Origin of the sequence: Pseudomonas sp. GM30 (assembly GCF_000282275.2) — a bacterium.
Taxonomy (GTDB): domain Bacteria; phylum Pseudomonadota; class Gammaproteobacteria; order Pseudomonadales; family Pseudomonadaceae; genus Aquipseudomonas.
In genome coordinates, this window is sequence record NZ_AKJP02000017.1 from 52295 (window position 1) to 74122 (window position 21828).

Genomic DNA, 21828 nt, shown 5'->3' on the forward strand with positions numbered 1-21828 from the left:
ACTTTCCCGACGACAAGGCTGTGCACCATGGACCCGATCATCGCTGCGACGCATGCCGATCCCTACCCCTACTACGCCAAACTACGCGCCGAGGGCGGACTGACCTTTGATCATGGCTTGAAGCTGTGGGTCGCCAGCAGCGCCCGAGCAGTGTGTGCGGTGCTGACGCATGCCGATTGTCGGGTGCGACCGCTGCAGGAGCCGGTGCCCAAGGCGATTGCCTCGGGGCTGGCCGGCAAGGTGTTCGGGCAGTTGATGCGGATGAACGATAGCGAACGTCAACGCTGTCCGCGCTCTGCGGTGGAACCGGCGCTGCAGTTGATCGATGACAACCTGGTACGCACGCTGGTGGCGGCGCGATTGATGACGGCGGACGCCGATGGCTTATATAAGGCAATGTTTCGCGGCCCGGTGTGCGTGGTCGCGGCGCTGCTAGGCTTCACCCCGGCGCAGGGCCGGGCGATCAGTGAGCTGACCGCGGATTTCGTCGCCTGCCTGTCGCCGCTGAGCAATGACCTGCAACTGGCGGCGGCGCATGCGGCGGCGGAGCAATTGCACGGTTACTTCATCGAGTTGCTGGCCGAAGCCGATAGCGATTTGCTCAAGGCTATCGAGCAGCGATTTGCCGGTGACGGGGAAAGCCTGATCGCCAACCTGATCGGTCTCTGTTCGCAGACGTTTGAAGCAACTGCCGGGCTAATCGGCAATGCACTGTTAGCGCTGCGACGTCAGCCCGAGTTGCGCGATGCCTCTGTGGACGCGCTGTTGGCCGAGGTTCAGCGCTTTGATCCGCCAGTGCAGAACACTCGGCGGTTTGTCGCGCAGACTTGTGAGATCGATGGTGTGCGGCTTGAGGCCGGCGAAGTGATTCTGTTGCTGCTGGCCTCGGCCAATCGCGATCCTTTGTTAAATGAGGAGCCTGAGCGATTTGTGCTGGATCGGCCGACTCGGCGCAGTTTCAGCTTTGGCCGCGGGCGGCATCAGTGTCCGGGGCAGAAGTTAGCGCTGAGCATTGCCGCTGCGACTGTCAGAGAAATCCTTGATCAGGGTGTGAATCTGCAACAACTGACGTGGCATTACCGCCCATCCCTCAATGGGCGGATACCACTGTTCAGCGCAGTACAGCCTTAAGCGCTGCGCAGCTCGATGGTCAGGTGCGACAACTCGTGCACCGGCGCCAGCCGCTCGCGAATCGCCTCCGCCGTCACACCCGCCGCCGCGACCACACTGACAATCGCCGCCCGCGACTGCGGGCCGACCTGCCAGACATGCAGATCGCTGATGCGCACATCGTCAGAGGTTTCCAGCAGCTCGCGGATCTCCGCTGCCACCGGCTCGTCGGTGGTGTCGAGCAGCACCGCGGCGCTGTCGCGCATCAGGTTGTAAGCCCACTTCGCGATGACAATCGAGCCGACAATCCCCATCACCGGGTCCAGCCATACCCAGCCCAGATAACGGCCGGCCAGCAACGCGGCAATCGCCAGCACCGAGGTCAGGGCGTCGGCCAGCACATGGACGTAGGCCGAACGCAGGTTGTTGTCGTGATGGTGATGATGGTCGTGGCCGTGATCATGCTGATGGCCGTGGTCATGGCCGTGATGGCCCATCAGCAGGAAGGCGCTGAGGATGTTTACGCCTAGCCCGACGATGGCAATCACCGTCGCTTCGCCGAATGCCACCGAGGTGGGTTCAAACAGCCGAAAAACCGACTCGCCGGCAATGCCCAGCGACACCAGACCCAGCACCATGGCTGAGGCGAAACCGGCCAGATCGCCGACCTTGCCGGTGCCGAAACTGTAACGGCGGTTGTTGGCATTGCGCCGGGCGAATCCGTAGGCCGCCGCAGCGATGCCCAACGCGCCGGCATGGGTCGCCATGTGGAAACCGTCGGCCAGCAGGGCCATCGAGCCGGTGAGGTAACCGGCGGCGATCTCGCCGATCATCATCACGAACGTCAGCGCCACCACCCACAGGCTGCGGCGAGCGTTTTCGTCGTGGGACGCACCGAGGAACTGGTGATCGTGGCTGAAACGCTCAGCGTTTGGGATCAGACTCATGATGCGCGTGCTCTACTTGGAATAACGGCGGATGGTTTGCAACAGATCTTCGGCGCCCTGGGCGCGCTGTTCGTCAGTGAGGTCGGGATGCGCCACGTGCTCACGGGTGTGGGCCTCGATGAACTGCTCCATCAACCCGTTGACCGCCCCGCGAATCGCCGCCACCAGGTGCAAGGTCTTGGAACAATCGGCATCGCCCTCCAGAGCTTTCTCCACGGCCTGCACCTGCCCGGCAATCCGCCGTACGCGGTTGAGCAATTCGTCTTTGTGTTCGTGAATATGCGACATACCTATACCCCCTACCCCTATATGGCGCGCATGGTCGCCGATGGCTTGGGCAATCGCAAGTTCGGTGAGCATTCAAGGGATGAACGGGATGCTGAAAGCGGCCTCAATCCCTTTATAGCAGCGAGCCTGCTCCCATGATTGTCCGGTGGTGCGCTCGAGTTCAGCGTCCAACACAAATCCCCCGGTGGGAGCGGGCTTGCTCGCGAAGGCGGTGTGTCTGCTAACAAAGATGCCGGATGTGCCGGCCTCTTCGCGAGCAAGCCCGCTCCCACAATTGTCCGGTGGAGTGCTCAGGTTCATCGCCCATCATAAATCCCCTGAGGGAGCCAGCCTGCTGGCGATGGCGGACTGAAAAATGCAGCATCATTTCGGCATCATCCAGCAGGCTACATCGCCTTGCGCCTCTGCCTACAACTACGCCAGAATCCGCCGGCTTGTGCGGTTTGGGGGGCGTCGGTAACGTGGTTCGCGTCACTGAATGGTCAGTGATCGGGTTTAGTCGCTCGGTGTTACCTCAAGTTCGCAAGCTGTTATTCAGTCAGGCATCTCTACGCCTGCGCTCAATGGCGGCTGTGCGCAGGGCGCTCTCGGGCGCGCCGGTAATGCTTGGGTACTGGTCGACTAACCTGCGTACAGCTGCCACCTATTGTTTAGTCGCAAGTACGTGTCAGCCTCATTGAGGTTACCCAGCAAATGTTTAAAGTGACGCCAAATCCGCCTGAAGCGGACGCAATACCTGACCCCGAATCAACGTCCCCCTACTCCGACCCCAATTCCAGAAAACTTCACGAAGCCGCCGAACGCGCCCTCGACAACCTCGAGCCCCCGATCAGAAACTGAAAAGCGTCCCTGTGGCGAGGGAGCTTGCTCCCGCTCGGCTGCACAGCAGTCGAAAATCCGGACTCGATTCAGAACGATGGGGCTTGGGGTCGCTTCGCAACCCAGCGGGAGCAAGCTCCCTCGCCACAAGGAAAACGGCGCAAAGGAGAATTTCACATGAACAATAAAACAGATGCCCTCGTCGTCGCCGCATTAGTCGCCATGGGCCTCAACGAACGGGATCGACGCTGGGCGCAGAACGCATGCCTGGTGTTGTTTGCAAGCGAGCGGGAAACAATTGTGGCCTCGGCCGTGAACGCTCTAGGGAAACTTGATGGGCTTGAAATGGAGGCTGTGCTGCCAGCGCTGCAGCGGGTGAAACGCCGTTTTCCGTCACTTACAAGGAAAGTGGCTGAGACGCTGGACGCGATGGCAATTGCAGCCTGATTTACCGCGAAGACGCCCTTTCTGCTATCGAATATCCGAAGGTCGAACCCGGGAAAGCAGGCTAATCCATGAAGAATTACTCACCCGACTCCAAGCGCTTCTTCAAGCGTCTGCTCGCCTGACTGATGCGCACACTTACTCAGTCAAGCCTCAACGATTTACTTAACCGCTGGAAAAGTTAATTAAGCGTACGAAGCGCTAAGCTGTAAGCCTTTAGGATTGAGGTCTCAGCATGGAGTGCCACATTCGCCTCGCCACGAGCAGAGATGCAGCAGCGATAAGCCGCGTAGTTATCGCCGCCCTGCGGGGGTCAAATTCACAGGACTATCCCCCTGATGTGATCGCTCAGGTTGAGCAGAACTTTTCTCCTGAAGCCATCACCACACAGCTTACGAAGCGTAAGGTCTTCGTAGCCTTATTGAGCGAAAACGTTATCGGTACCGCCGGTCTCGACGGTGATGTCGTCAGAAGTGTTTTTGTTGACCCAGCTCACCAAAAAGGGGGTATCGGGCGGTACTTGATGGATTTCATTCATACAACTGCTGCCAGCGCAGGTATTGGAACTGTACGTGTGCCATCGTCGATTACAGCTGAAAGGTTTTATACCGCGTTGGGTTATCAAAAAATCCGCGACGAGTTTCATGGGGCGGAGCGCACAATCGTTATGGAGAAGCGGCTGTAGGGTTAGCCCAAACTGTTTACCCAATTCTGCCCGGCGATCGAGTTATGCAACAAGCAAGGCAAATACCTTGGCGAGTTCAACCACGTAACTGGGGAAAGGATCGATCCCGCAGCCCCAAAAGATCGACCCCAAAGTAAAGAGAGGGATATTTATGTATTTATGGATTAGCGGTTTTCTAAAAGGTGACGTCGAGGATGACGCCTTAAAATATGAGCTGACAGTCAAACCTCAATTCGAGCCTGAGGTTTTGGCTGTCCTAGGCTGGAAGAACCTTGACGAAAGTCCGGATGGCGAACGGCTGCTTACAGAAATCCAAACTCTACAAATTGCCAAAGAACTGAACGAACAGCGGCCGACAGAACTTGACCTGTTTATTGGCGTATGGGGGTAACTTTGGCAGTGAGCCTCATCTATCAAGATCCATCACTCAGCCATGATGAAGCCATAAGACATCTTGCCAGCGACCTCGACGAAAATGTCATTTGCGCGCTGGTGTCTATCGGTCTGAATGAAACCAACAGAGCCTGGGCTCAAGACACCTGCCTGAAATATCTCACCAACAAAACTGAAGCGATTGTGGCGTCTGCCGTCACCGCGCTTGGCCACATCGTTCGACGCCATGGCGAGCTAGATATAAAAACCGTCCTGCCCGCGCTCGAAACCGATCAGAGCAAGTTTCCTGCTCTAAAGGGAATCATTGAGGACACGCTTGACGATATCGGCACGTTCGCCTGACCCGTCGAACGAACGCTCAAACTACAGAGATTGGGATGAGGGTCTTGGCCCCTCATCCGAACGGCCTCAACACTTGCCCCCTCAATCCTCCCTCGTCAAAACCTCCAGCAATTCAATCTCAAACACCAGATTCGAATTCGGCGGAATCTTGCCCATCGTTCGTTCGCCATAGCCCAAATGCGCCGGCACCAGCAGTTTGCGCTTGCCGCCCACTTGCATGCCCATCAGCCCCTGATCCCAACCCTTGATCACCCGGCCAGTACCAATCACGCACTGGAAAGGTTTGCCACGGCTGTGGGAAGAATCGAACTCGCTGCCGTCTTCCAGCCAGCCGGTGTAATGGGTGGTAATCAGCGCGCCTTTAACGGCAGCCTTGCCCTCGCCCACCTGGAGATCGATTACCTGCAGTTCATCCGTCATGACATTCACTCAATTGCTTTACTGGCGGCCGTTTTCCCAGAAATGCCGGTGATTGGCAAGCCGATGGCGCAGAGCAACGCTATTACTCCGCGGATTGTGGATCTGGCGATGCAGGAGGCCAGACACAGGAGGATTTTGGGGCGGGAAGCCCTGCACGAGTGCATGCGCAGGGCTTTTGAGTCGGGGGACTTAACGCTCGACAGGCTGCATCTCAACGATAGTGCCGTTGGTGATCATGACCATCACGTACTTATCGTTGATCTGCACCCACTGCGCCTGGTCGATCGGTGCTTTCAAACCTTTCTGTTTCCAGTTCTTCAGTGCTTTGTCGCTGCGCTGATAGATGTCCGGGGCGCGGTCGTTGACCTTCAACTCGCGGTCGCTGGTCGGCGACTGGACGGTGGGTTCGCTTGAGGTTTGCGCCGCTTGAACAAGTGGGCTGATCCCGGCAATGCCGGCGACGAGGGCCAGGCTGGCGATTAGGGTTTTGCTGTTCATCGGTGAACCTCCTTCAGATGGGTGATGCCTTTACTCCGACTGCTGAGTCAGGAAATCATTCCTTGTTTTTTTGCCTGGGCTGGTTAGGGGATTGTAGTTGGCAGGCAGATCGTCATCGCTGGCAAGCCAGCTCCCACAGGGTTTTTGGCGGTGCCGGAACAGTGGGCACACCGCAGAAACTGTGGGAGCTGGCTTGCCAGCGATGGCGTCGGCACATGCAACATCTGCATTGACTGACAAGCCGCTATCGCCAGCAGGCTCGCTCCCACAGGTTAGACGGTGTTTTCAGGATTGATCCGCTTTGCGCATCAATCCATGCCAACAATGCAATTAACATCCGGTTACACCTGCGCGACCATCCGCCGCAATAACAACCGTGCGCCGCTTCCACGTCGCGCACGTCATAAAAGCGGTGGAGATTTTTCTATGACAGCCTCAATCCCACACGGCGGCTCGCGAGCCGGCGCCATTTTCCGGGTCACCTCGGGCAACTTCCTCGAACAGTTCGACTTCTTTCTGTTCGGCTTCTACGCCACGCAGATCGCGGCGGTGTTCTTCCCGGCGAGCAGTGAGTTCGCTTCCCTGATGATGACCTTTGCCGTATTCGGCGCAGGTTTTCTGATGCGTCCGCTGGGGGCGATCGTGCTCGGCGCCTACATCGATGACGTCGGTCGGCGCAAAGGTCTGATCGTCACCCTGTCGATCATGGCCAGCGGCACGATCCTGATTGTGCTGGTGCCCGGCTACGAAACCATTGGTCTGTTTGCGCCGGCATTGGTGTTGATCGGACGGCTGTTGCAAGGCTTCTCCGCCGGTGCGGAACTGGGCGGTGTTTCGGTGTACTTGTCCGAAATCGCCACGCCCGGCCGCAAGGGCTTTTTCACTGCCTGGCAGTCGGCCAGTCAGCAAGTGGCGATCATCGTCGCGGCCGCCTTGGGCTATGCGCTAAACGCGTGGATGGCGCCAGACGTAATTGCCGATTGGGGCTGGCGGATTCCGTTTTTTGTTGGCTGCCTGATCGTGCCGTTCATCTTCCTGCTGCGCCGTAACCTGGCGGAGACCGAAGAATTCGCCGCACGCAAACACCGCCCGAGCATGAAGGAAGTGTTCCGCACGCTTGGTCAGAACTGGGGCGTGGTGCTCGGTGGCATGCTGATGGTCGCGCTGACCACCACCGCGTTCTACCTGATAACCGTGTACGCGCCGACCTTCGGCAAGACCGTGCTGCACCTGAGCACTTCCGATGCGTTGCTGGTGACCTTGCTGGTCGGCGTATCGAACTTCTTCTGGTTGCCGATTGGCGGCATGTTGTCCGACCGCATCGGCCGGCGCCCGGTGCTGATCGCCATGTCACTGCTGGCCCTGGCCAGTACCTATCCGGCGCTGTCGTACCTGGTGCAGGCGCCGAGCTTCAGTCACATGTTGCTGTCGCTGCTGTGGCTGTCGTTCATCTACGGCATGTACAACGGCGCGATGATTCCGGCGCTGACCGAGATCATGCCGGTGGAAGTGCGGGTGGCCGGCTTCTCCCTCGCCTACAGCCTGGCAACCGCCATTTTCGGCGGTTTCACCCCGGCGATGTCGACCTTCCTGATCCAGTACACCGGCGACAAAGCGGCGCCGGGTTACTGGATGAGCGTCGGCGCACTCTGCGCGTTGTGCGCCACGTTGTACCTCTATCGCCGCGCAGGCGGCCGTTTGCAACCGGTTGCCGCATAAGGAGCAATCACCTTGAAAAAACTGATCAATCTCAGCGCCATCGCCCTCTTCGCTTTCAGCGCCCTGGCCCATGCTGAACAGCTGAACGTGATGACGTCGGGCGGCTTCACCGCCGCCTACAAAATCCTCGGCCCGAAATTCGCGGCCGCCACCGGCAACACCCTCGACACCCAACTCGGTCCGTCGATGGGCAAGGCGCCGGAAGCCATCCCTAATCGCCTCGCTCGCGGTGAGCACGCCGACGTGGTGATCATGGTCGGCTACGCCCTCGATGACCTGATCAAACAAGGCAAGGTCGATCCGGCCTCGCGGGTCGAACTGGCGGATTCGCGGATCGGTCTGGTGGTGCGTGAAGGCGCGCCGAAGCCGGACATCAGCAGCGTTGAAAGCCTGAAGAAAACCCTGCTCGACGCAAAATCGGTGGCCTACTCCGACAGCGCCAGCGGCGTGTACATCGAGAAAGAGCTGTTCAACAAACTCGGTGTTGAGGATCAACTGAAGCCGAAAGCGAAGATGATTCCGAGAATCCCGGTGGGCTCGGTGGTCGCTACCGGGGACTATCAACTGGGCTTCCAGCAGGTCAGCGAATTGTTGCCGGTGCCGGGGGTGACGTTTGTCGGGAAAATTCCGGAGTCGGTGCAGTCGGTGACGCGGTTTGCCGCCGGCATCCCGGTCGGCGCGCAGCATCCGAAAGAGGCCAAGGCCTTGCTCGACTACCTCGCCGCGCCTGCCGCTCAGGCTGACGTGCAGGCCACCGGGCTGGATTCGGTCAAGCGCTGATCGTTGGCGGCTGGACTTTCATTGCCACCACCAGCCGCTCCAGTTCCAGTGCTGCCGGGGTCAACGTGCGACCCCGGCGCTTGATGATGCCGACACTGCGCATCACTTGCGGATCGGTCAACGGCACTCGCGTCAGAATCGGATGATCCGGCCCGGGCATCGCCATCAGCGGCACCGCCGCCACTCCCAGCCCCGCTTCCACCAGACCAATCATCGTCGTCACATGCCGCGTCTCGCAGATGCTCGGGCGCTGCGGCACCACACTGCTCAAGGCCTGATCGAGCAGAAAACGGTTGCCGGACGTCTTGTCCAGCGAGATGTAATCCTGCTGATAAAACTCGTCCCAGCTCACGCTGCTGCGCCCGGCCAACGGATTATCGCGCCGGCAGGCGACCACATAGCACTCCTGCACAAGCGGTTCGAAATCGACTTTGGCATCCTGCGTGCCCAGAAAACTCAAACCGAAATCCGCCTCGCCGTTGACCACCGCGCTGAGCACATCGTGGGCGCTGGAGTCGAGGACTTTGACCTTGATCCGTGGAAATTGCTGGTGATAGCGGGCGACCACTCGCGGCATGAAGTAATAGGCCGCCGACGGCACGCAGGCAACGGTAACGTGGCCCAGACGCGTGGAAGCCACTTCACTGATCCCCAGCAATGCCACATCCAGATCATCCAGCAAACGCTCGACGCTGGGCATGAACCCGCGCCCGGCCTGGGTCAGGCTGACCTTGCGCGTGGTGCGCTCGAACAGTTTCACGCCCAGTGCATCTTCAAGCTTTTCGATGCGTCTGCTCAGGGCCGGTTGTGACAGGCGCACGGTGTCGGCAGCCTTGCGAAAACTGCCCTGCTCGACCACGGCGCGAAAAGCTTGCAGGTCGTTGAGATCGAAGTTGATGGCCATGGCGGGACTCGCAGGAATTGATTCGCGAAGGCTATCAATGTAACCAACTGATGCAAATTATTACAGACTCACACCGCCCCCCTGTAGGAGCTGCCGAAGGCTGCGATCTTTTGATCTTGATTCCAAAGATCAAAAGATCGCAGCCTTCGGCAGCTCCTACACGGGATCTTCGGTGGATCTTGAATCGATTCAGCCTTTATCCTTGTCACCCCCCGCCGTACCGCTGTCAGGAGTCAACCCATGCCCCATGAAGGCAATCTGTTACAAGCCGCTGTCGTGTTTCTCTTCGCAGCCGTTCTCACCGTGCCCTTGGCCAAACGTCTGCAACTGGGCGCGGTGCTCGGTTATCTGTTAGCGGGGGTGATCATCGGCCCGTCGGTGCTCGGTCTGATCGGTAATCCGCAGAGCGTCGCGCATATTTCCGAACTGGGCGTGGTGTTGCTGCTGTTCATCATCGGCCTTGAGCTGTCGCCACGGCGCTTGTGGGTGATGCGCAAATCGGTGTTCGGCGTGGGTCTGGCGCAGGTGCTGCTGACGGCGGCGGTGATCGGCGTGCTGGCGTTGTACGTGTTCGGTCAGCCGCTGAACAGTGCGATTGTGCTCGGCCTTGGCCTGGCGCTGTCGTCCACCGCATTCGGCCTGCAAAGCCTGGCCGAGCGCAAGGAACTGACCAGCCCGCACGGGCGGCTGGCGTTTGCGATTCTGCTGTTTCAGGACATCGCGGCGATCCCGTTGATCGCGCTGGTGCCGATGCTCGCCGGCAGCGCCCACGCCAGCAGCAACGCGGAAAGCCTGAACCACGGTCTGCAAGTGCTCGGCGGGATCGCCGTGGTGATGGTCGGCGGGCGTTATCTGTTGCGTCCGGTGTTCCGCGTGGTGGCAAAAACCGGTCTGCCGGAAGTCTCCACGGCCACCGCATTGCTGGTGGTGATCGGTACGGCGTGGCTGATGGATCTGGTTGGCGTGTCGATGGCGCTTGGGGCTTTCCTCGCTGGCCTGCTGCTGGCGGATTCGGAATATCGCCATGAACTGGAAGCGCAGATCGAGCCGTTCAAGGGCTTGCTGCTCGGGCTGTTTTTCATCAGCGTCGGCATGGGCGCCAACCTGAGTCTGCTGCTGAGTGCGCCGATCACCGTGCTGGGCCTGACGCTGCTGCTGATCGGCTTGAAGTTGCCGCTGCTGTTTGTGGTCGGGCGCCTGGCCGGTGGGCTGACCAAAGTCAGTGCGATTCGCCTCGGTATCGTCCTTGCGGCCGGCGGTGAATTTGCCTTTGTGGTGTTCAAGATCGGTCGCGATCAGGGCCTGTTCGAACCGCGCCTGTATGACCTGCTGGTACTGACCATCACCCTGTCGATGGCATTGACGCCGTTGCTGTTGTTGATCTGTGCGCGATTGGTCAGTCCGAAAGTGCAGCCGGTGGAGGTGCCGGAGAAATTCCGCGAAATCGACACCGAAGCACCACGCGTGGTGATCGCCGGCATGGGGCGGATGGGCCAGATCGTGGCGCGGATTCTGCGCGCACAGAACATCAAGTTCGTGGCGCTGGACACGTCGGTGGAAACCATCGAACTGTCGCGCAGTTTTGGCGGCGTGCCGGTGTTCTATGGCGACCCGATGCGCCCGGAAATCCTCAATGCGGCGAAGGTGGGCGAGGCGGAATATTTTGTCATCGCCACGGATGACCCGGAGACCAACATCAAGACCGCCGAGATCGTGCGCAAGCTGTATCCGCACATGAAAATCATCGCCCGCGCACGTAACCGTCAGCATGTGCATCGTCTGGTGGACGTCGGCGCCGAAGCGATTCGCGAGACCTATTACTCAAGCCTGGAAATGAGCCGGCGCACGCTGGTCGGGCTGGGTCTGACCCAGGCCCAGGCCGATGCGCGGATCAAGCGTTTCAAACATCACGATGAGCAGGTGCTGGAGGCTCAGCACGCGATCTACGACGACGCCGCCAAGGTTCTGCAAACCGCTCAGGAAGCGCGGGCGGAACTGGCGCGGTTGTTCGAGTCGGATCAACTGGAAGAGGAAGCGCGCAAGGCCTGACCTCCTTGCCCAGATCCAGATTTCGTACCGACAGGCCTGACGCCTTCGCGGGCAAGCCCGCTCCCACAGGTTTTGTGAACGCCCGAAAACCCTGTAGGAGCTGCCGCAGGGGATTGGGTCAGGCCAGCTCTAATTCGCGCTCTTGCTTGACCGGTGCAGTCTCAAACCGGTCCGCCAGGAACGGTGTGATATCCAGCGGCAGCGCTTCCTGGTTGACCAGTTTGTCCAGCAGCACCCCGGTAATCGCCGAGGTCAGGATGCCGGTGCGAAAGTGCCCGCAGGCATTCAGGTAACCCTCCACCCCGCGCATCGGCCCGAGGATCGGCAGTTCATCCGGCGAGCCCGGACGCAACCCGGCCCAGGTGCGCTTGAGGTTGACGTCCTTGAGTTCCGGCAGGCAACGCACCGCGCCTTGCACCAGCCCGGCGATTTCGGGGTAGGTGGTGGTGACGTCGAAGCCTTTGTCTTCGGTGGTGCTGCCGATCAGGATCTCGCCGTTGTCCTTTTGCGCCACATAGCAGTCGCTGGTGGTCAGGCAGCCGTTGAGGATTTTCGGCATGCGCTCGGTCAGCAGGATCTGGCCCTTGACCGGTTTCACCGGGATACGAATCCCCGTCGCCCACTCACTCAAGTCCGCCGCCCAGGCACCTGCGGCGTTGATCAGGGTCTTGCAGTGGAACACGCCCTCCTCGGCCGTCTGCACGCCAGTCACGCGGTTGCCGTGGTGCAACACACCGGTGACGTTGGTGTTGACGAAGATATCGACGCCATTCTGCCGCGCGCCTTCCATGTAGGCATCGGCGAGGCGGAACGGGCTGACCTGGTGATCGCAGAGAAACTCCAGCGCCCCCCGGGCCTCGTGGCTGACACTCGGTTCGGCTTCGCGCAATGCAGCCTGATCGAGCCAGCGCACCTGATCGGCCAGATGCGGAATGCAGCTGACAATGTGCTCGGCATAGAGCCGGTCTTCGTCGTCATAAATGACGAACTTCAGCCCGGTCTTTTCGAACTTGAAATCCATCCCGTGCTTGTCGATCAACTCACGGTGCAGTTGCGGGTACAGCGCATTGGACTGCAAGGCGAAATCGAAGAACGACGCCGGCAGGATGTGCGGTGTGCTGGCGTCCACCGCGACTGCCGCGCCCTGGGTTTCACGTTTGCGGTTGGCCGACATCATGCGGAAGAAAATCACCCCGCAGCCCAGCCCCACCGACTCGCCGATGGCCCACAGGCCACCGGCTGAAGCGCGGGTCGCATTACCCGGACGCTTGGCGTCGATCAGCGCGACCTTGAGGCCCTGGCGTTTGGACAATTGATAGGCGCAGGACGCCCCGATCACGCCGCCGCCGGCAATGACCACGTCATAGAACTTACTCATGGGAAGCGGCCTCCGTGCCGACGGACTGGAACGCGGAAAAAGGAATCGGATCAATCGGGAAACGCGGACGCAGCCAGCCAACGTCCTTGCGCCCGGTGGCCTGACGCAGACGGTCGCTGCAGTAACCGACGCACATCCGCCCCTGACAATCGCCCATGCTGACGCGGGTGCGCATCTTCAGGCTGGCGATGTCCTGCACGCCCTGCTCCAGCGCCAGATCGATATCAGCGCGGGTCGCATGTTCGCAGCGACAGATCACCGTGTCGGCGGCCGGCAAAGCGGTCTGGCCGACACCGCGTTCGGTGTAACGGTCGACGGCTGCGCGAAAACGCACGATGGATTTGAGTTTGCCCAAGTAACGGTCGCGGCGAACCCGCGCCAGCTCTTCTTCGATCACCCCGCGTTGCAGGAGGATCGAAGTGGCGGCGATCTTGCCGGCAAGCATCGCCGCTTCACCGCCGCGAATCCCGCCCATGTCACCGGCCAGATGCACGTGCGGTTCGTTGCTTTGCTGCCACACATTGGAATTGGCGCGCAGATAGCCGTCGTCGCTGAAGCCGTGATCGAGGCCCATCTGCTGACTGAGCTGAGTGCGCGGGATGAAGCCATAACCGACTGCCAGGGTCTGGGCTTCGAAGCGCTCGACCTGAGTCAGATCAGGTTCCCAACTGGCCGAATACGGCGCGACAGTGACGCTTTTGAGTTCACCGTCGCCGTGGGCTTCGACCACGCCCCAGCCGTAGTTCATCGGGATGCCGTGCAGTTTCAGATAGGCGAGCATGCTCAGGCCATCGAGAAACAGTTGCGGCTTGTTCAGCAGCGCCAGACTTTCGCGGGCGATCTTGCCGAAGGCGCAGGCTTCATAGACGCCCGCGACCTTGACCCCGGACGCGTGCAACTGGGTCGCCACCAGCGGCAGCAGTGGCCCGGTGCCGGCAATGATCACCGGCCCTTGCGGCTTGACCACGCCACTTTTGATTTGCAGTTGCAGGCCGCCGAGCATGATCACCCCCGGCAGCGTCCAGCCGGGGAACGGCACGCTGCGCTCGTGGCAACCGGCGGCCAGCAGCAATTGCGGGTATTCGATCTCGTGCAGTTGCTCATCGCCGTCGAGCACCACCAGCGCACGGGTGCCTTCGGCGCCGACCACGCGGTGATTGAGGCGCACGTCGATCAGCCCGGATTGCTCCTGGAAATCACCGTGCAGTGTGCTCAGGGCTTCGGCATAGCGCGGCCCCAGATAATCCAGTTGCACGCCGTCACGCAGCGGCCCGCGATAGACCACGCCGCCGAGGCGCGAGGCTTCTTCGAGCAAGGTGCAGCGCACACCGTGGCGCGCCAGTTCGATGGCCGCCGCCATCCCCGCCGGACCACCGCCGACGATCACCGGTTGCAGGCTCATACAACCTCCTGCTCGTTGATGCGGTTGACCTGGGTTTCAATCTGCATGCCGTCGCGCACCACGGTCTGACAGGCGCGGCGCTTGTGGCGACCGTTGATTTTCACCAGACAGCACTGGCACACGCCCATGCCGCAGTAGGCGCCGCTGATCTGATTGTGATCGTTGCGTGCGACCTGGCGCACGCCGAGGGACTGAATGACGCTGAGGACGGTTTCGCCGATAGCCGCGCTGACCGCTTGGCCGTTGATGTGGACGGTCATATCCGCCTGGGTCAGGGGCTGGATATCGAAGGTGCGTTCTAGGCAGTGCATTACGATGTTCATCCGTGAAAAGGTTCAGGGTGGGGTTACGTCAGCTCCTTGCTGCGCTCTGCCTGGCGACCCGTTCTGTTTGTTTGAGGGGGTCTGCCGGGCTACTCCATGAGCGCAGCAAATTGCGCACCGGAGCACTGTAGTCGATACCGCGACAAGGGGCCTGGATCATTTAAGTTAGGTGATATTGCGAGAGTGAATATTGATCCAGGTCGACAAATCCTCCTCCCCTCACACGAACAATGTAGGAGTATGTGGCGCGCATGAAAAAGCCGCTTTCACCGTGAAGTGAAAGCGGCCGAGGCATGGGCCTCAATAGAGCAAACGGATCAGTGTACGAACAGGGCGATCAGGATGATGATCGGGATCGGCACACCGAGGAAGAACAGAAGTAGAGAGCGCATGGTGATTCTCCTTGTTAACGAACTGGAGGCAGTGTGGTGGTGGCGTAGGTTTCGACTTCGACGTACTCGACAGCATCCCGGCGACGACCGCCGAAGGTGGCTGCGAGGCTGGCGAAGAACGCACCGGCCAACAGTGCAATGAACATCCACAGCGAAGTCCAGGCAGCGACTTTGGCAGCGGTGTCGGCAGCCTGTTGGGCTTTGACTTTGGCGTCAGCGATGGCTTTCTGAGTGCGGGCATAGACGTCGTCGACACGTTTCTCGGCGTCGGCCTGACTCAGGTTGGTCCGTTGCGCGACCAGTTGTGCGAGGTAGGTACGGTCTTCAGGGCTGAGTTGGCCGTTGGCCAGGCTCTGAGCGAAGATCCGGGTCACCGCACCGTGGGCGGCGTCATCGCTGACGGACGCTGGGCGGTCATCACGGAACAGGCTGTCGACGAAGTAACCGTACTGGTCGCTGTTGGTGTTGGCTGCGGCGGTACCGGCAGCTTGAGTCGCGGCAGCCGCTGCGCCACCGGCGACACTGGCACCGGCCTGCACACCACCACTGATCACGCTGCTGACCGAACCGACCACCAGAACTGCAGTTACCAGCGTGGCGACACACCAGGCAAGGAAACCATGGGCGGTATCACGGAAATACACTTCATCCCCGTGCATGTTGGCCCACTTAACGCGCAGGCGGCCGGCGATGTAACCACCGAGGCCCGAAGCGATGATTTGCGTCGCCGCGAGCCAGACAATTGTCGAAATCCCCAGGCTCTTGGCGCTCACGCCCTCTCCGGCCCATGGTGAAACGGCAGAGAATCCCAAACCGAAGCCAAGCAGCACCAAAATCATCGACAGTGCTGCGGCCGCCGCTGCGCCCGCGAAAATCGCGCCCCAGGACACGCCTGACACGTTGCTCGACTCTCCTTCGAAGGCAGGATAAAACCCATCAGGGGATCTATTCATTGTTGTAGTGCTCCAGGCATGAAAAATGGTGTTACAACTCGTCATCAGATGAATTGCAGCGACCGTGCCATTCGCCAACTTTAAATAAATCGTTATTTTTCAACAGGTTAAAAAGACTGAACTTCTTAGGACCATGCAATTTGCAACAATCGGCCGAAAGCAGCGGGTTTTATGCATTGAAGCCAAATCCGCAACGCTGTCGGAATTTGCAGGAGTGACAGGCTATACATGAAAGTTAATTTAAAGCGCGCCGGAAAATACTTGGCAAAATGCTGCCATTCCGTTTGAACCGATCAAGGCTTGCTCTATGACTCGTATTTTGACCATCGAAGACGACGCCGTGACTGCCCGTGAAATCGTCGCCGAACTCAGCAGCCACGGCCTGCAAGTGGATTGGGTCGACAATGGCCGCGAAGGCCTCGACCGCGCCGTCAGCGGCAACTACGACCTGATCACCCTCGACCGCATGCTGCCGGAACTCGATGGCCTGGCCATCGTGACCACCCTGCGCACCATGGGCGTGGCCACGCCGATTCTGATGATCAGCGCCCTCTCCGATGTCGATGAGCGTGTACGCGGCCTGCGCGCTGGCGGCGATGATTACCTGACCAAACCGTTCGCCACCGACGAGATGGCCGCACGTGTGGAAGTGCTGTTGCGCCGCCAGAACAGCGTCGCCACCCAGGCCACCACGCTGCAGGTCGCGGACCTTGAACTGGACCTGATCAGCCACGAAGCGCGCCGTGCCGAGCAAGTGCTGACGCTGCTGCCGACCGAATACAAGCTGCTGGAATTCCTCATGCGCAACAGTGGCCAGATCCTGTCGCGAATGATGATTTTCGAAGAAGTCTGGGGCTATCACTTCGACCCTGGCACCAACCTGATCGACGTACACATCGGTCGTCTGCGCAAGAAGATCGACGCGGCGGGCAATGTTCCGCTGATTCGCACGGTACGGGGCTCGGGTTATGTCATTGCCGAACCCGTCTGACGGCTGGCGTTCCTCCAGCAGTCGACTGCTGGCGCTGTACAGTTCGCTGTTCGTGGCGTGGAGCGCGATCCTCATGGGGGTCATGTATTTCGAGGTCTCCGGTTACCTCGACAACCTCGCCAAGCATTCGCTGATGCAACGTCAGCATCTGTTTTCGCACTTTCGCGGTGAGCAACTGGAAGAAGCCCTCGCCGCCAGCATGACCTTCGATATCCGCGGCATCGACGCCTATGGCCTGTTCGATGCCCAGGGCGTGTACCTCGGCGGTGCCCTGCAGCAGTTGCCCGAAGGTCTGCCGCTGGATGGCAAGATCCACACACTCGACGACTGCGCCGACTCCGACGACCCGACCCTGCCCGCCGACAGTTGCGACGCGGTGGCGACCCAGACCCGCGACGGTCGCTGGCTGGTGTTGTTGCGCGATAACGGATCGTTGTTCGCGGTGACGCGGATCATTCTGCATGCGTTGTTCTGGGGGGTGTCGCTGACGATCCTGCCGGGGATTGCCGGTTGGCATCTGCTGCGCCGCCGGCCGATGCGCCGTATCCGGGCAATTCAGGACAGCGCCCAGGCGATTGTCGCCGGCGACCTGACTCACCGTTTGCCGCTGTCCAATCGCCGCGATGAACTGGACATGCTCGCCGCCATCGTCAACGCCATGCTCGATCGCATCGAACGGCTGATGCATGAAGTCAAAGGCGTGTGCGACAACATCGCCCATGACCTGCGCACACCGCTGACGCGTTTGCGCGCGCAGTTGTATCGCATGCAGCAGCAGGCCGGCGAAGGCTCACAGGAAGCGGCGCAACTGGATCTGGTGCTGGCCGAGGCGGACACGCTGATGGCGCGATTTCGTGGGTTGCTGCGGATTTCCGAACTGGAAGATCGCCAGCGTCGCTCAGGTTTCGTCGAGCTGGACCCGGTGCAGTTGCTGGAAGAATTGCATGAGTTCTATCTGCCCCTGGCCGAGGAAGGTGAACTGCTGTTCGTGCTGAACATGCCGGAAACCCTGCCGCCGCTCAATGGCGACCGGGCATTGCTGTTCGAGGCCCTGGCAAACCTGCTGAGCAACTCGATCAAGTTCACCCCGGCGGGCGGCACGGTGATTCTGCGTGGCGTGAATGACGGCGGGCATACGTGCATCGAGGTTCACGATTCCGGGCCGGGGATTCCCGAGGCCGAGCGTGAGGCGGTGTTCCAGCGCTTCTATCGCGCCGAGGGCGGGCAACCGCAAAGCGGCTTTGGTCTGGGCCTGTCGATTGTGGCGGCGATTGTCAGCCTGCATGGCTTCAATCTTGAAGTGGGCAGCAGTGAGCTGGGCGGGGCGAAACTGGTGCTCGATTGTCGGCAGAGTCTGATCGCCAACTCCTGATGTCACATGGATCCCCTGTGGGAGCGAGCTTGCTCGCGAATGTGGTGTGACATTCAATGCAGATGTTGAATGATTCGACGCCTTCGCGAGCAAGCTCGCTCCCACGGTTTTTGCGTTTTGCCTGTCAGGCCGGGTAGTTGGCCCGCAGTGCTTCAAGGCCACCCTGATAGATGCCGCTGAACAGCGCCACCACTTCCTCATCGCTCACACCCTTGGCGTTGAAGCGGCCCGACCATGTCACCCGGGCGCCCTGCTCCTGGGCTTCGACCTTGATCGTCGCCAGGTAATCGGTGGCCGGGAACGGCGCCTGTTCGATCGAGTAGCTGTAGGTCTTCGCGGTGTTGTCGAACGCTTGCAGACGCTCGATCACCACACCGCCATCGGCGGTTTGCAGGGTGCGCACGCGCCCGCCCTCGCTCAGCTCACTGTTGGGAATGAACGGCAGCCAGTCCGGCAGCGTGTTGAAGCCGCCGATCAATTGCCAGACCTGATCGGCCGAGGCCGGAATGTCGATGGTTGCAGATGCAGTTGCCATAAATAAAAGCTGCTCCAGAAAGATTCGGGTTCAGATCGCCATGCTGTCGACAACGCCGCCATCGACCCGCAGGGCCGCGCCGGTGGTGGCCGAAGACAGCGGCGAAGCGATGTAAGTCACCAGATGCGCGACTTCTTCGACATCGGCCACACGCTGGATGATCGAGGTCGGGCGAGCCTTCTGCACAAAGGCATCGGCTTCATCGCGCAGGCTGCGGCCGGATTCGGCAGCGGCGTCCTTGAGCATCTGTTCCAGGCCATCGGTGAAGGTCGGCCCCGGCAGGATCGCATTGACCGTGACGCCAGTGCCAGCCAGACGCTTGGCCAGACCATGGGACACCGCCAGATTGGCGCTTTTGGTCACGCCATAGTTGAGCATGTCGGCCGGCGTCGCCACGCCGGATTCCGAAGACAGGAAAATGATCCGCCCCCAACCCTGCTCGACCATCGCCGGCGCGTAATGCCGCGACAGGCGCACGCCGGAAATCACGTTGACCTCGTAGAAACGCGTCCACTCGCTGTCCGGGGTGTCGAAAAAATCCACCGCATCGAAAATGCCGAGATTGTTCACCAGAATGTCGGCGCGCGGCTCGGCGGCGAACAGTTTTTCCGCGCCTTCGGTGGTGCCCAGATCCGCGGTCAGACCGCGCAATTGTGCAGCCGGCACCTTCTGCCGGATGCTCGCCAGCGCCTGTTCGACCTTGGCCGTGTCCCGACCGATCACCACGACCGTGGCGCCGGCTTCGGCCAGCGACTGGCTGATCCCCAGACCAATGCCCGCGGTGCTGCCGCTGACGATCGCAAGTTTTCCACTCAGATCTATTTTCATGCTTTCACCTCATCGATTGGCAACGGTGCACGTTCGGACACCAGTTTTGCGTCACGCATGGCCTGCCAGAAACCGGCGGGAATCAGCGCCGACAATGCCGCGACATCTTCAGCAATGCGCCCCGGTTTGCTCGCACCCGGAATCACCGCAGCAACGGCGGGATTGGCCAGCGAGAATTGCAGGGCTGCCGCTTTTACATCGACGTTAAAAGTAGCGGCAATGCGTTTGATCTGCTCGACCCTGGCGATGATCTGCGGGCTGGCCTTCTGGTATTCGAAGTGCGCGCCGCCGGCCAGAATCCCGGAACTGTACGGGCCGCCGACCACGATCTCGACGTTCTGCGCCAGCGCCGCGTCCATCAGACGTTGTAGCGCACGGTTGTGATCGAGCAAGGTGTAACGCCCGGCGAGCAGGAAACCATCCGGTTGCGCTTCCGTCAGATCGAGGGTCAGTTCGCACGGCTCGACCTTGTTCACACCCAGACCCCAACCCTTGATCACGCCTTCTTCGCGCAGCCGGGTCAGCACTTTGAAAGCGCCGGTGCGGGCCTGATTGAAGTACTCCAGCCATTGATCCCCGTAGAAATCCTGAGCGATGTCGTGGACCCAGACGATGTCCAGGCGATCGGTCTGCAGGCGTTTGAGACTGTCTTCGATCGAGCGCAGCGTGGCGTCGGCGCTGTAATCATTGACGATTTTGTTCGGCCGACCGTGTTCGAACACCCCGCTTTTTTCGCCCAGATCGCGGGCGGCGGCGTCTTCGACTTCATCGAGAATCACCCGGCCGACTTTGCTGCTGAGCACGTAGTCATCGCGCTGGTACTGCTTGAGCGCCTCGCCGAGGCGGATTTCCGAAAGCCCCGAGCCATAAAACGGTGCGGTGTCGAAGTAGCGCACACCGGCATCCCACGCGGCATGCACGGTGGCTTGCGCTTCGTCTTCGGGGATGGCGCGGAACATGTTGCCCAGTGGCGCGGTGCCGAAGCCCAGCTGGCCGGGCAATTTGTCTTTCAAGCTCATTGCGTTGTCCTCATAGGTGTTTGGCCTGTGTGACCGTTGAGCAGATCCTAGATTGCCGGACTTAGACCGTCCAAGACATAATGTGCAGCACTTGAGTCCCTATAGGTCTGACATGATCGACATCCGCCAATTGCGCTACTTCGTTGCTGTCGCCGAAGAAGAACACGTCGGCCGCGCGGCCGAACGACTGCATATTTCCCAGTCGCCGCTGAGCCGGCAGATCGCCCAGCTTGAAGAGCGCCTGGGCCTGACCCTGTTCGAGCGCAGTCAGCAACGCATCCGCCTGACCCGCGACGGCCAGACCTTTCTTGCCGAAACCCGCGCCCTGCTGACCCACGCCAGTCGCCTGGAATCCCTCGGCAAACGCCTGGGCCGTGGTGAAGAAGGCGGTTTGTGCATCGGTTACAGCGAGAACGCCATGCACGCCGGGGTGCTGCCCAATGCCCTGCGGGTGTTGCGGGTGGATCGGCCGAATGTGCACGTCGCGTTGTACAACCTGAGCTCTGCTGAACAACTCGAAGGCCTGCGTCAGCGTAGTCTCGATATCGCTTTGGTGAGTGAGCCGCCGACCGATGACGATCCAGACCTGCTGGGGTTTCAGGTGCTCGACGATCCGATGTTGCTGGCGCTGCCGGAACAGCATCCGCTGGCCCGTCAGGACGCGCTGCACCCGGCGGATCTGGCTGGGCAGGAATGGATCGGCGTGCAAGCGCGTCAGGGCGCGGGCGATGAGTTCGTCAGTGCCTGCATTCGCGCGGGATTCACTCCCGATGTGCGCATGCAGGCCACCGAGCCGTTCACCGCGCTGGGGCTGGTGGCATCGGGGCTGGGGATCGCGATGATCCAGAAAGGCCTGAGCCACAACGCCCCGCCCGGGGTGGTGCTGCGCGAAGTGCCGTGGCTGGCGTTCACCACACCGCTGTGGGCGGCGTGGCACCGGATCAATTTGCGGACATTGGTGGAGACGTTTCGAAAAGTCCTGACGAACACAACCCCTTCTGACCAATCCACTCGCGCCACTGGGGGGCAGCCTGCTGGCGATGGCGATGGCGGTGGCAGAGTCGGCATCACTGTGGACTGACAATCCGCTTTCGCGAGCAAGCTCGCTCCCACAGGTACAGCGGTGACGGCGGAATTTGTGCCTGGCGCTAATTCCTGTGGGAGCTGGGTTGCCAGCGATGGCGTTGGCATGTCCGGCATCACTGTCGGCTGACAGTCCGCTTTCGCGAGCAGGCTC

General features: G+C 60.5%; 23 protein-coding genes and 1 pseudogene. 12 read left to right on the plus strand and 12 right to left on the minus strand.

Annotation, left to right across the window (positions count from 1 at the left end; genetic code table 11):
* The first annotated feature begins 27 nt into the window (after positions 1-27).
* Positions 28-1131 (plus strand): cytochrome P450, encoded by a 1104-nt coding sequence (locus PMI25_RS12565; RefSeq protein WP_007965603.1) that lies wholly within the window; start codon positions 28-30, stop codon positions 1129-1131.
* On the opposite strand, the gene dmeF is transcribed toward PMI25_RS12565, so the two are convergent.
* Positions 1128-2057: a CDF family Co(II)/Ni(II) efflux transporter DmeF gene (gene dmeF / locus PMI25_RS12570; protein ID WP_007965605.1), complete on the minus strand. Its 930-nt coding sequence runs from the start codon at positions 2055-2057 to the stop codon at positions 1128-1130. The two genes, PMI25_RS12565 and dmeF, sit on opposite strands and share 4 nt — an antisense overlap.
* A gap of 12 nt (positions 2058-2069) precedes the next feature.
* A complete protein-coding gene (locus tag PMI25_RS12575) occupies positions 2070-2345 on the minus strand; it encodes a metal/formaldehyde-sensitive transcriptional repressor (RefSeq protein WP_007965606.1) in 276 nt (91 codons plus the stop codon).
* Between the two features lie 693 nt (positions 2346-3038).
* On the opposite strand from PMI25_RS12575, the pseudogene PMI25_RS29915 reads away from it, so the two are divergent.
* The 5 genes and pseudogenes from PMI25_RS29915 to PMI25_RS12600 form a co-directional block, all read left to right on the plus strand.
* Positions 3039-3173, plus strand: a pseudogene (locus PMI25_RS29915) (DUF6124 family protein); the annotation flags it as partial.
* Positions 3174-3341: 168 nt separating this feature from the next.
* Positions 3342-3611, plus strand: a complete 270-nt coding sequence (locus PMI25_RS12585; protein ID WP_007965608.1) for a hypothetical protein — start codon at positions 3342-3344, stop codon at positions 3609-3611.
* A 232-nt stretch (positions 3612-3843) separates the two neighbouring features.
* Entirely contained in the window at positions 3844-4293 is a 450-nt protein-coding gene (locus tag PMI25_RS12590) for a GNAT family N-acetyltransferase (RefSeq protein ID WP_007965610.1), read from the plus strand.
* A 151-nt stretch (positions 4294-4444) separates the two neighbouring features.
* Positions 4445-4684: a pyocin S6 family toxin immunity protein gene (locus PMI25_RS12595; RefSeq protein ID WP_007965612.1), complete on the plus strand. Its 240-nt coding sequence runs from the start codon at positions 4445-4447 to the stop codon at positions 4682-4684.
* 8 nt (positions 4685-4692) lie between these two features.
* Positions 4693-5028 (plus strand): hypothetical protein, encoded by a 336-nt coding sequence (locus tag PMI25_RS12600; protein WP_045122048.1) that lies wholly within the window; start codon positions 4693-4695, stop codon positions 5026-5028.
* A gap of 81 nt (positions 5029-5109) precedes the next feature.
* Here the strand turns inward: PMI25_RS12600 and PMI25_RS12605 are convergent, their stop codons facing one another.
* Both PMI25_RS12605 and PMI25_RS12610 read right to left on the minus strand, forming a co-directional pair.
* Entirely contained in the window at positions 5110-5448 is a 339-nt protein-coding gene (locus tag PMI25_RS12605; RefSeq protein ID WP_007965615.1) for an FKBP-type peptidyl-prolyl cis-trans isomerase, read from the minus strand.
* Positions 5449-5637: 189 nt separating this feature from the next.
* Positions 5638-5946: an RcnB family protein gene (locus tag PMI25_RS12610; RefSeq protein WP_007965617.1), complete on the minus strand. Its 309-nt coding sequence runs from the start codon at positions 5944-5946 to the stop codon at positions 5638-5640.
* Positions 5947-6372: 426 nt separating this feature from the next.
* Between PMI25_RS12610 and PMI25_RS12615 the strand changes: the two genes are divergently transcribed.
* A complete protein-coding gene (locus tag PMI25_RS12615; RefSeq protein ID WP_007965619.1) occupies positions 6373-7665 on the plus strand; it encodes an MFS transporter in 1293 nt (430 codons plus the stop codon).
* Between the two features lie 12 nt (positions 7666-7677).
* Entirely contained in the window at positions 7678-8445 is a 768-nt protein-coding gene (locus PMI25_RS12620) for a substrate-binding domain-containing protein (RefSeq protein WP_007965621.1), read from the plus strand.
* On the opposite strand, the gene PMI25_RS12625 is transcribed toward PMI25_RS12620, so the two are convergent.
* Positions 8435-9349, minus strand: coding sequence for a LysR family transcriptional regulator (locus PMI25_RS12625; protein ID WP_007965622.1), 915 nt, complete (start codon positions 9347-9349; stop codon positions 8435-8437). The two genes, PMI25_RS12620 and PMI25_RS12625, sit on opposite strands and share 11 nt — an antisense overlap.
* 240 nt (positions 9350-9589) lie before the next feature.
* Between PMI25_RS12625 and PMI25_RS12630 the strand changes: the two genes are divergently transcribed.
* A complete protein-coding gene (locus PMI25_RS12630) occupies positions 9590-11398 on the plus strand; it encodes a monovalent cation:proton antiporter-2 (CPA2) family protein (RefSeq protein ID WP_007965623.1) in 1809 nt (602 codons plus the stop codon).
* Positions 11399-11516: 118 nt separating this feature from the next.
* On the opposite strand, the gene hcnC is transcribed toward PMI25_RS12630, so the two are convergent.
* The 4 genes from hcnC to PMI25_RS12650 form a co-directional block, all read right to left on the minus strand.
* Positions 11517-12776 carry a cyanide-forming glycine dehydrogenase subunit HcnC gene (gene hcnC, locus PMI25_RS12635; RefSeq protein ID WP_007965624.1) on the minus strand — a complete coding sequence of 420 codons (1260 nt, stop codon included), beginning with the start codon at positions 12774-12776 and terminating at the stop codon, positions 11517-11519.
* Positions 12769-14178 (minus strand): cyanide-forming glycine dehydrogenase subunit HcnB, encoded by a 1410-nt coding sequence (hcnB, locus tag PMI25_RS12640; RefSeq protein ID WP_007965625.1) that lies wholly within the window; start codon positions 14176-14178, stop codon positions 12769-12771. The genes hcnC and hcnB overlap by 8 nt, the downstream gene beginning before the upstream one ends.
* The gene (locus PMI25_RS12645) at positions 14175-14489 is read right to left on the minus strand and encodes a (2Fe-2S)-binding protein (RefSeq protein WP_007965626.1); all 315 of its coding nucleotides are present in this window, start codon (positions 14487-14489) and stop codon (positions 14175-14177) included. Before PMI25_RS12645 ends, hcnB begins: the two co-directional genes overlap by 4 nt.
* 418 nt (positions 14490-14907) lie before the next feature.
* Positions 14908-15846, minus strand: coding sequence for a hypothetical protein (locus tag PMI25_RS12650; protein WP_024164453.1), 939 nt, complete (start codon positions 15844-15846; stop codon positions 14908-14910).
* A 307-nt stretch (positions 15847-16153) separates the two neighbouring features.
* Here PMI25_RS12650 and PMI25_RS12655 point away from each other — a divergent pair, with 307 nt between their 5' ends.
* Complete coding sequence (locus PMI25_RS12655) at positions 16154-16837, plus strand: response regulator transcription factor (RefSeq protein WP_007961935.1); 684 nt, start codon at positions 16154-16156, stop codon at positions 16835-16837.
* Complete coding sequence (locus PMI25_RS12660; RefSeq protein WP_045122047.1) at positions 16815-18209, plus strand: sensor histidine kinase; 1395 nt, start codon at positions 16815-16817, stop codon at positions 18207-18209. Before PMI25_RS12655 ends, PMI25_RS12660 begins: the two co-directional genes overlap by 23 nt.
* A gap of 124 nt (positions 18210-18333) precedes the next feature.
* On the opposite strand, the gene PMI25_RS12665 is transcribed toward PMI25_RS12660, so the two are convergent.
* Genes PMI25_RS12665 through PMI25_RS12675 form a run of 3 tightly spaced genes read right to left on the minus strand, consistent with a single transcriptional unit; the run spans position 18334 to position 20591 of the window.
* Positions 18334-18744 carry an SRPBCC family protein gene (locus tag PMI25_RS12665; RefSeq protein ID WP_007961931.1) on the minus strand — a complete coding sequence of 137 codons (411 nt, stop codon included), beginning with the start codon at positions 18742-18744 and terminating at the stop codon, positions 18334-18336.
* Positions 18745-18774: 30 nt separating this feature from the next.
* Complete coding sequence (locus PMI25_RS12670) at positions 18775-19572, minus strand: SDR family NAD(P)-dependent oxidoreductase (protein ID WP_007961929.1); 798 nt, start codon at positions 19570-19572, stop codon at positions 18775-18777.
* Entirely contained in the window at positions 19569-20591 is a 1023-nt protein-coding gene (locus tag PMI25_RS12675) for an aldo/keto reductase (protein WP_007961928.1), read from the minus strand. The genes PMI25_RS12670 and PMI25_RS12675 overlap by 4 nt, the downstream gene beginning before the upstream one ends.
* A 112-nt stretch (positions 20592-20703) precedes the next feature.
* On the opposite strand from PMI25_RS12675, the gene PMI25_RS12680 reads away from it, so the two are divergent.
* Positions 20704-21672 (plus strand): LysR substrate-binding domain-containing protein, encoded by a 969-nt coding sequence (locus PMI25_RS12680; protein ID WP_007961926.1) that lies wholly within the window; start codon positions 20704-20706, stop codon positions 21670-21672.
* Positions 21673-21828 lie beyond the last annotated feature (156 nt).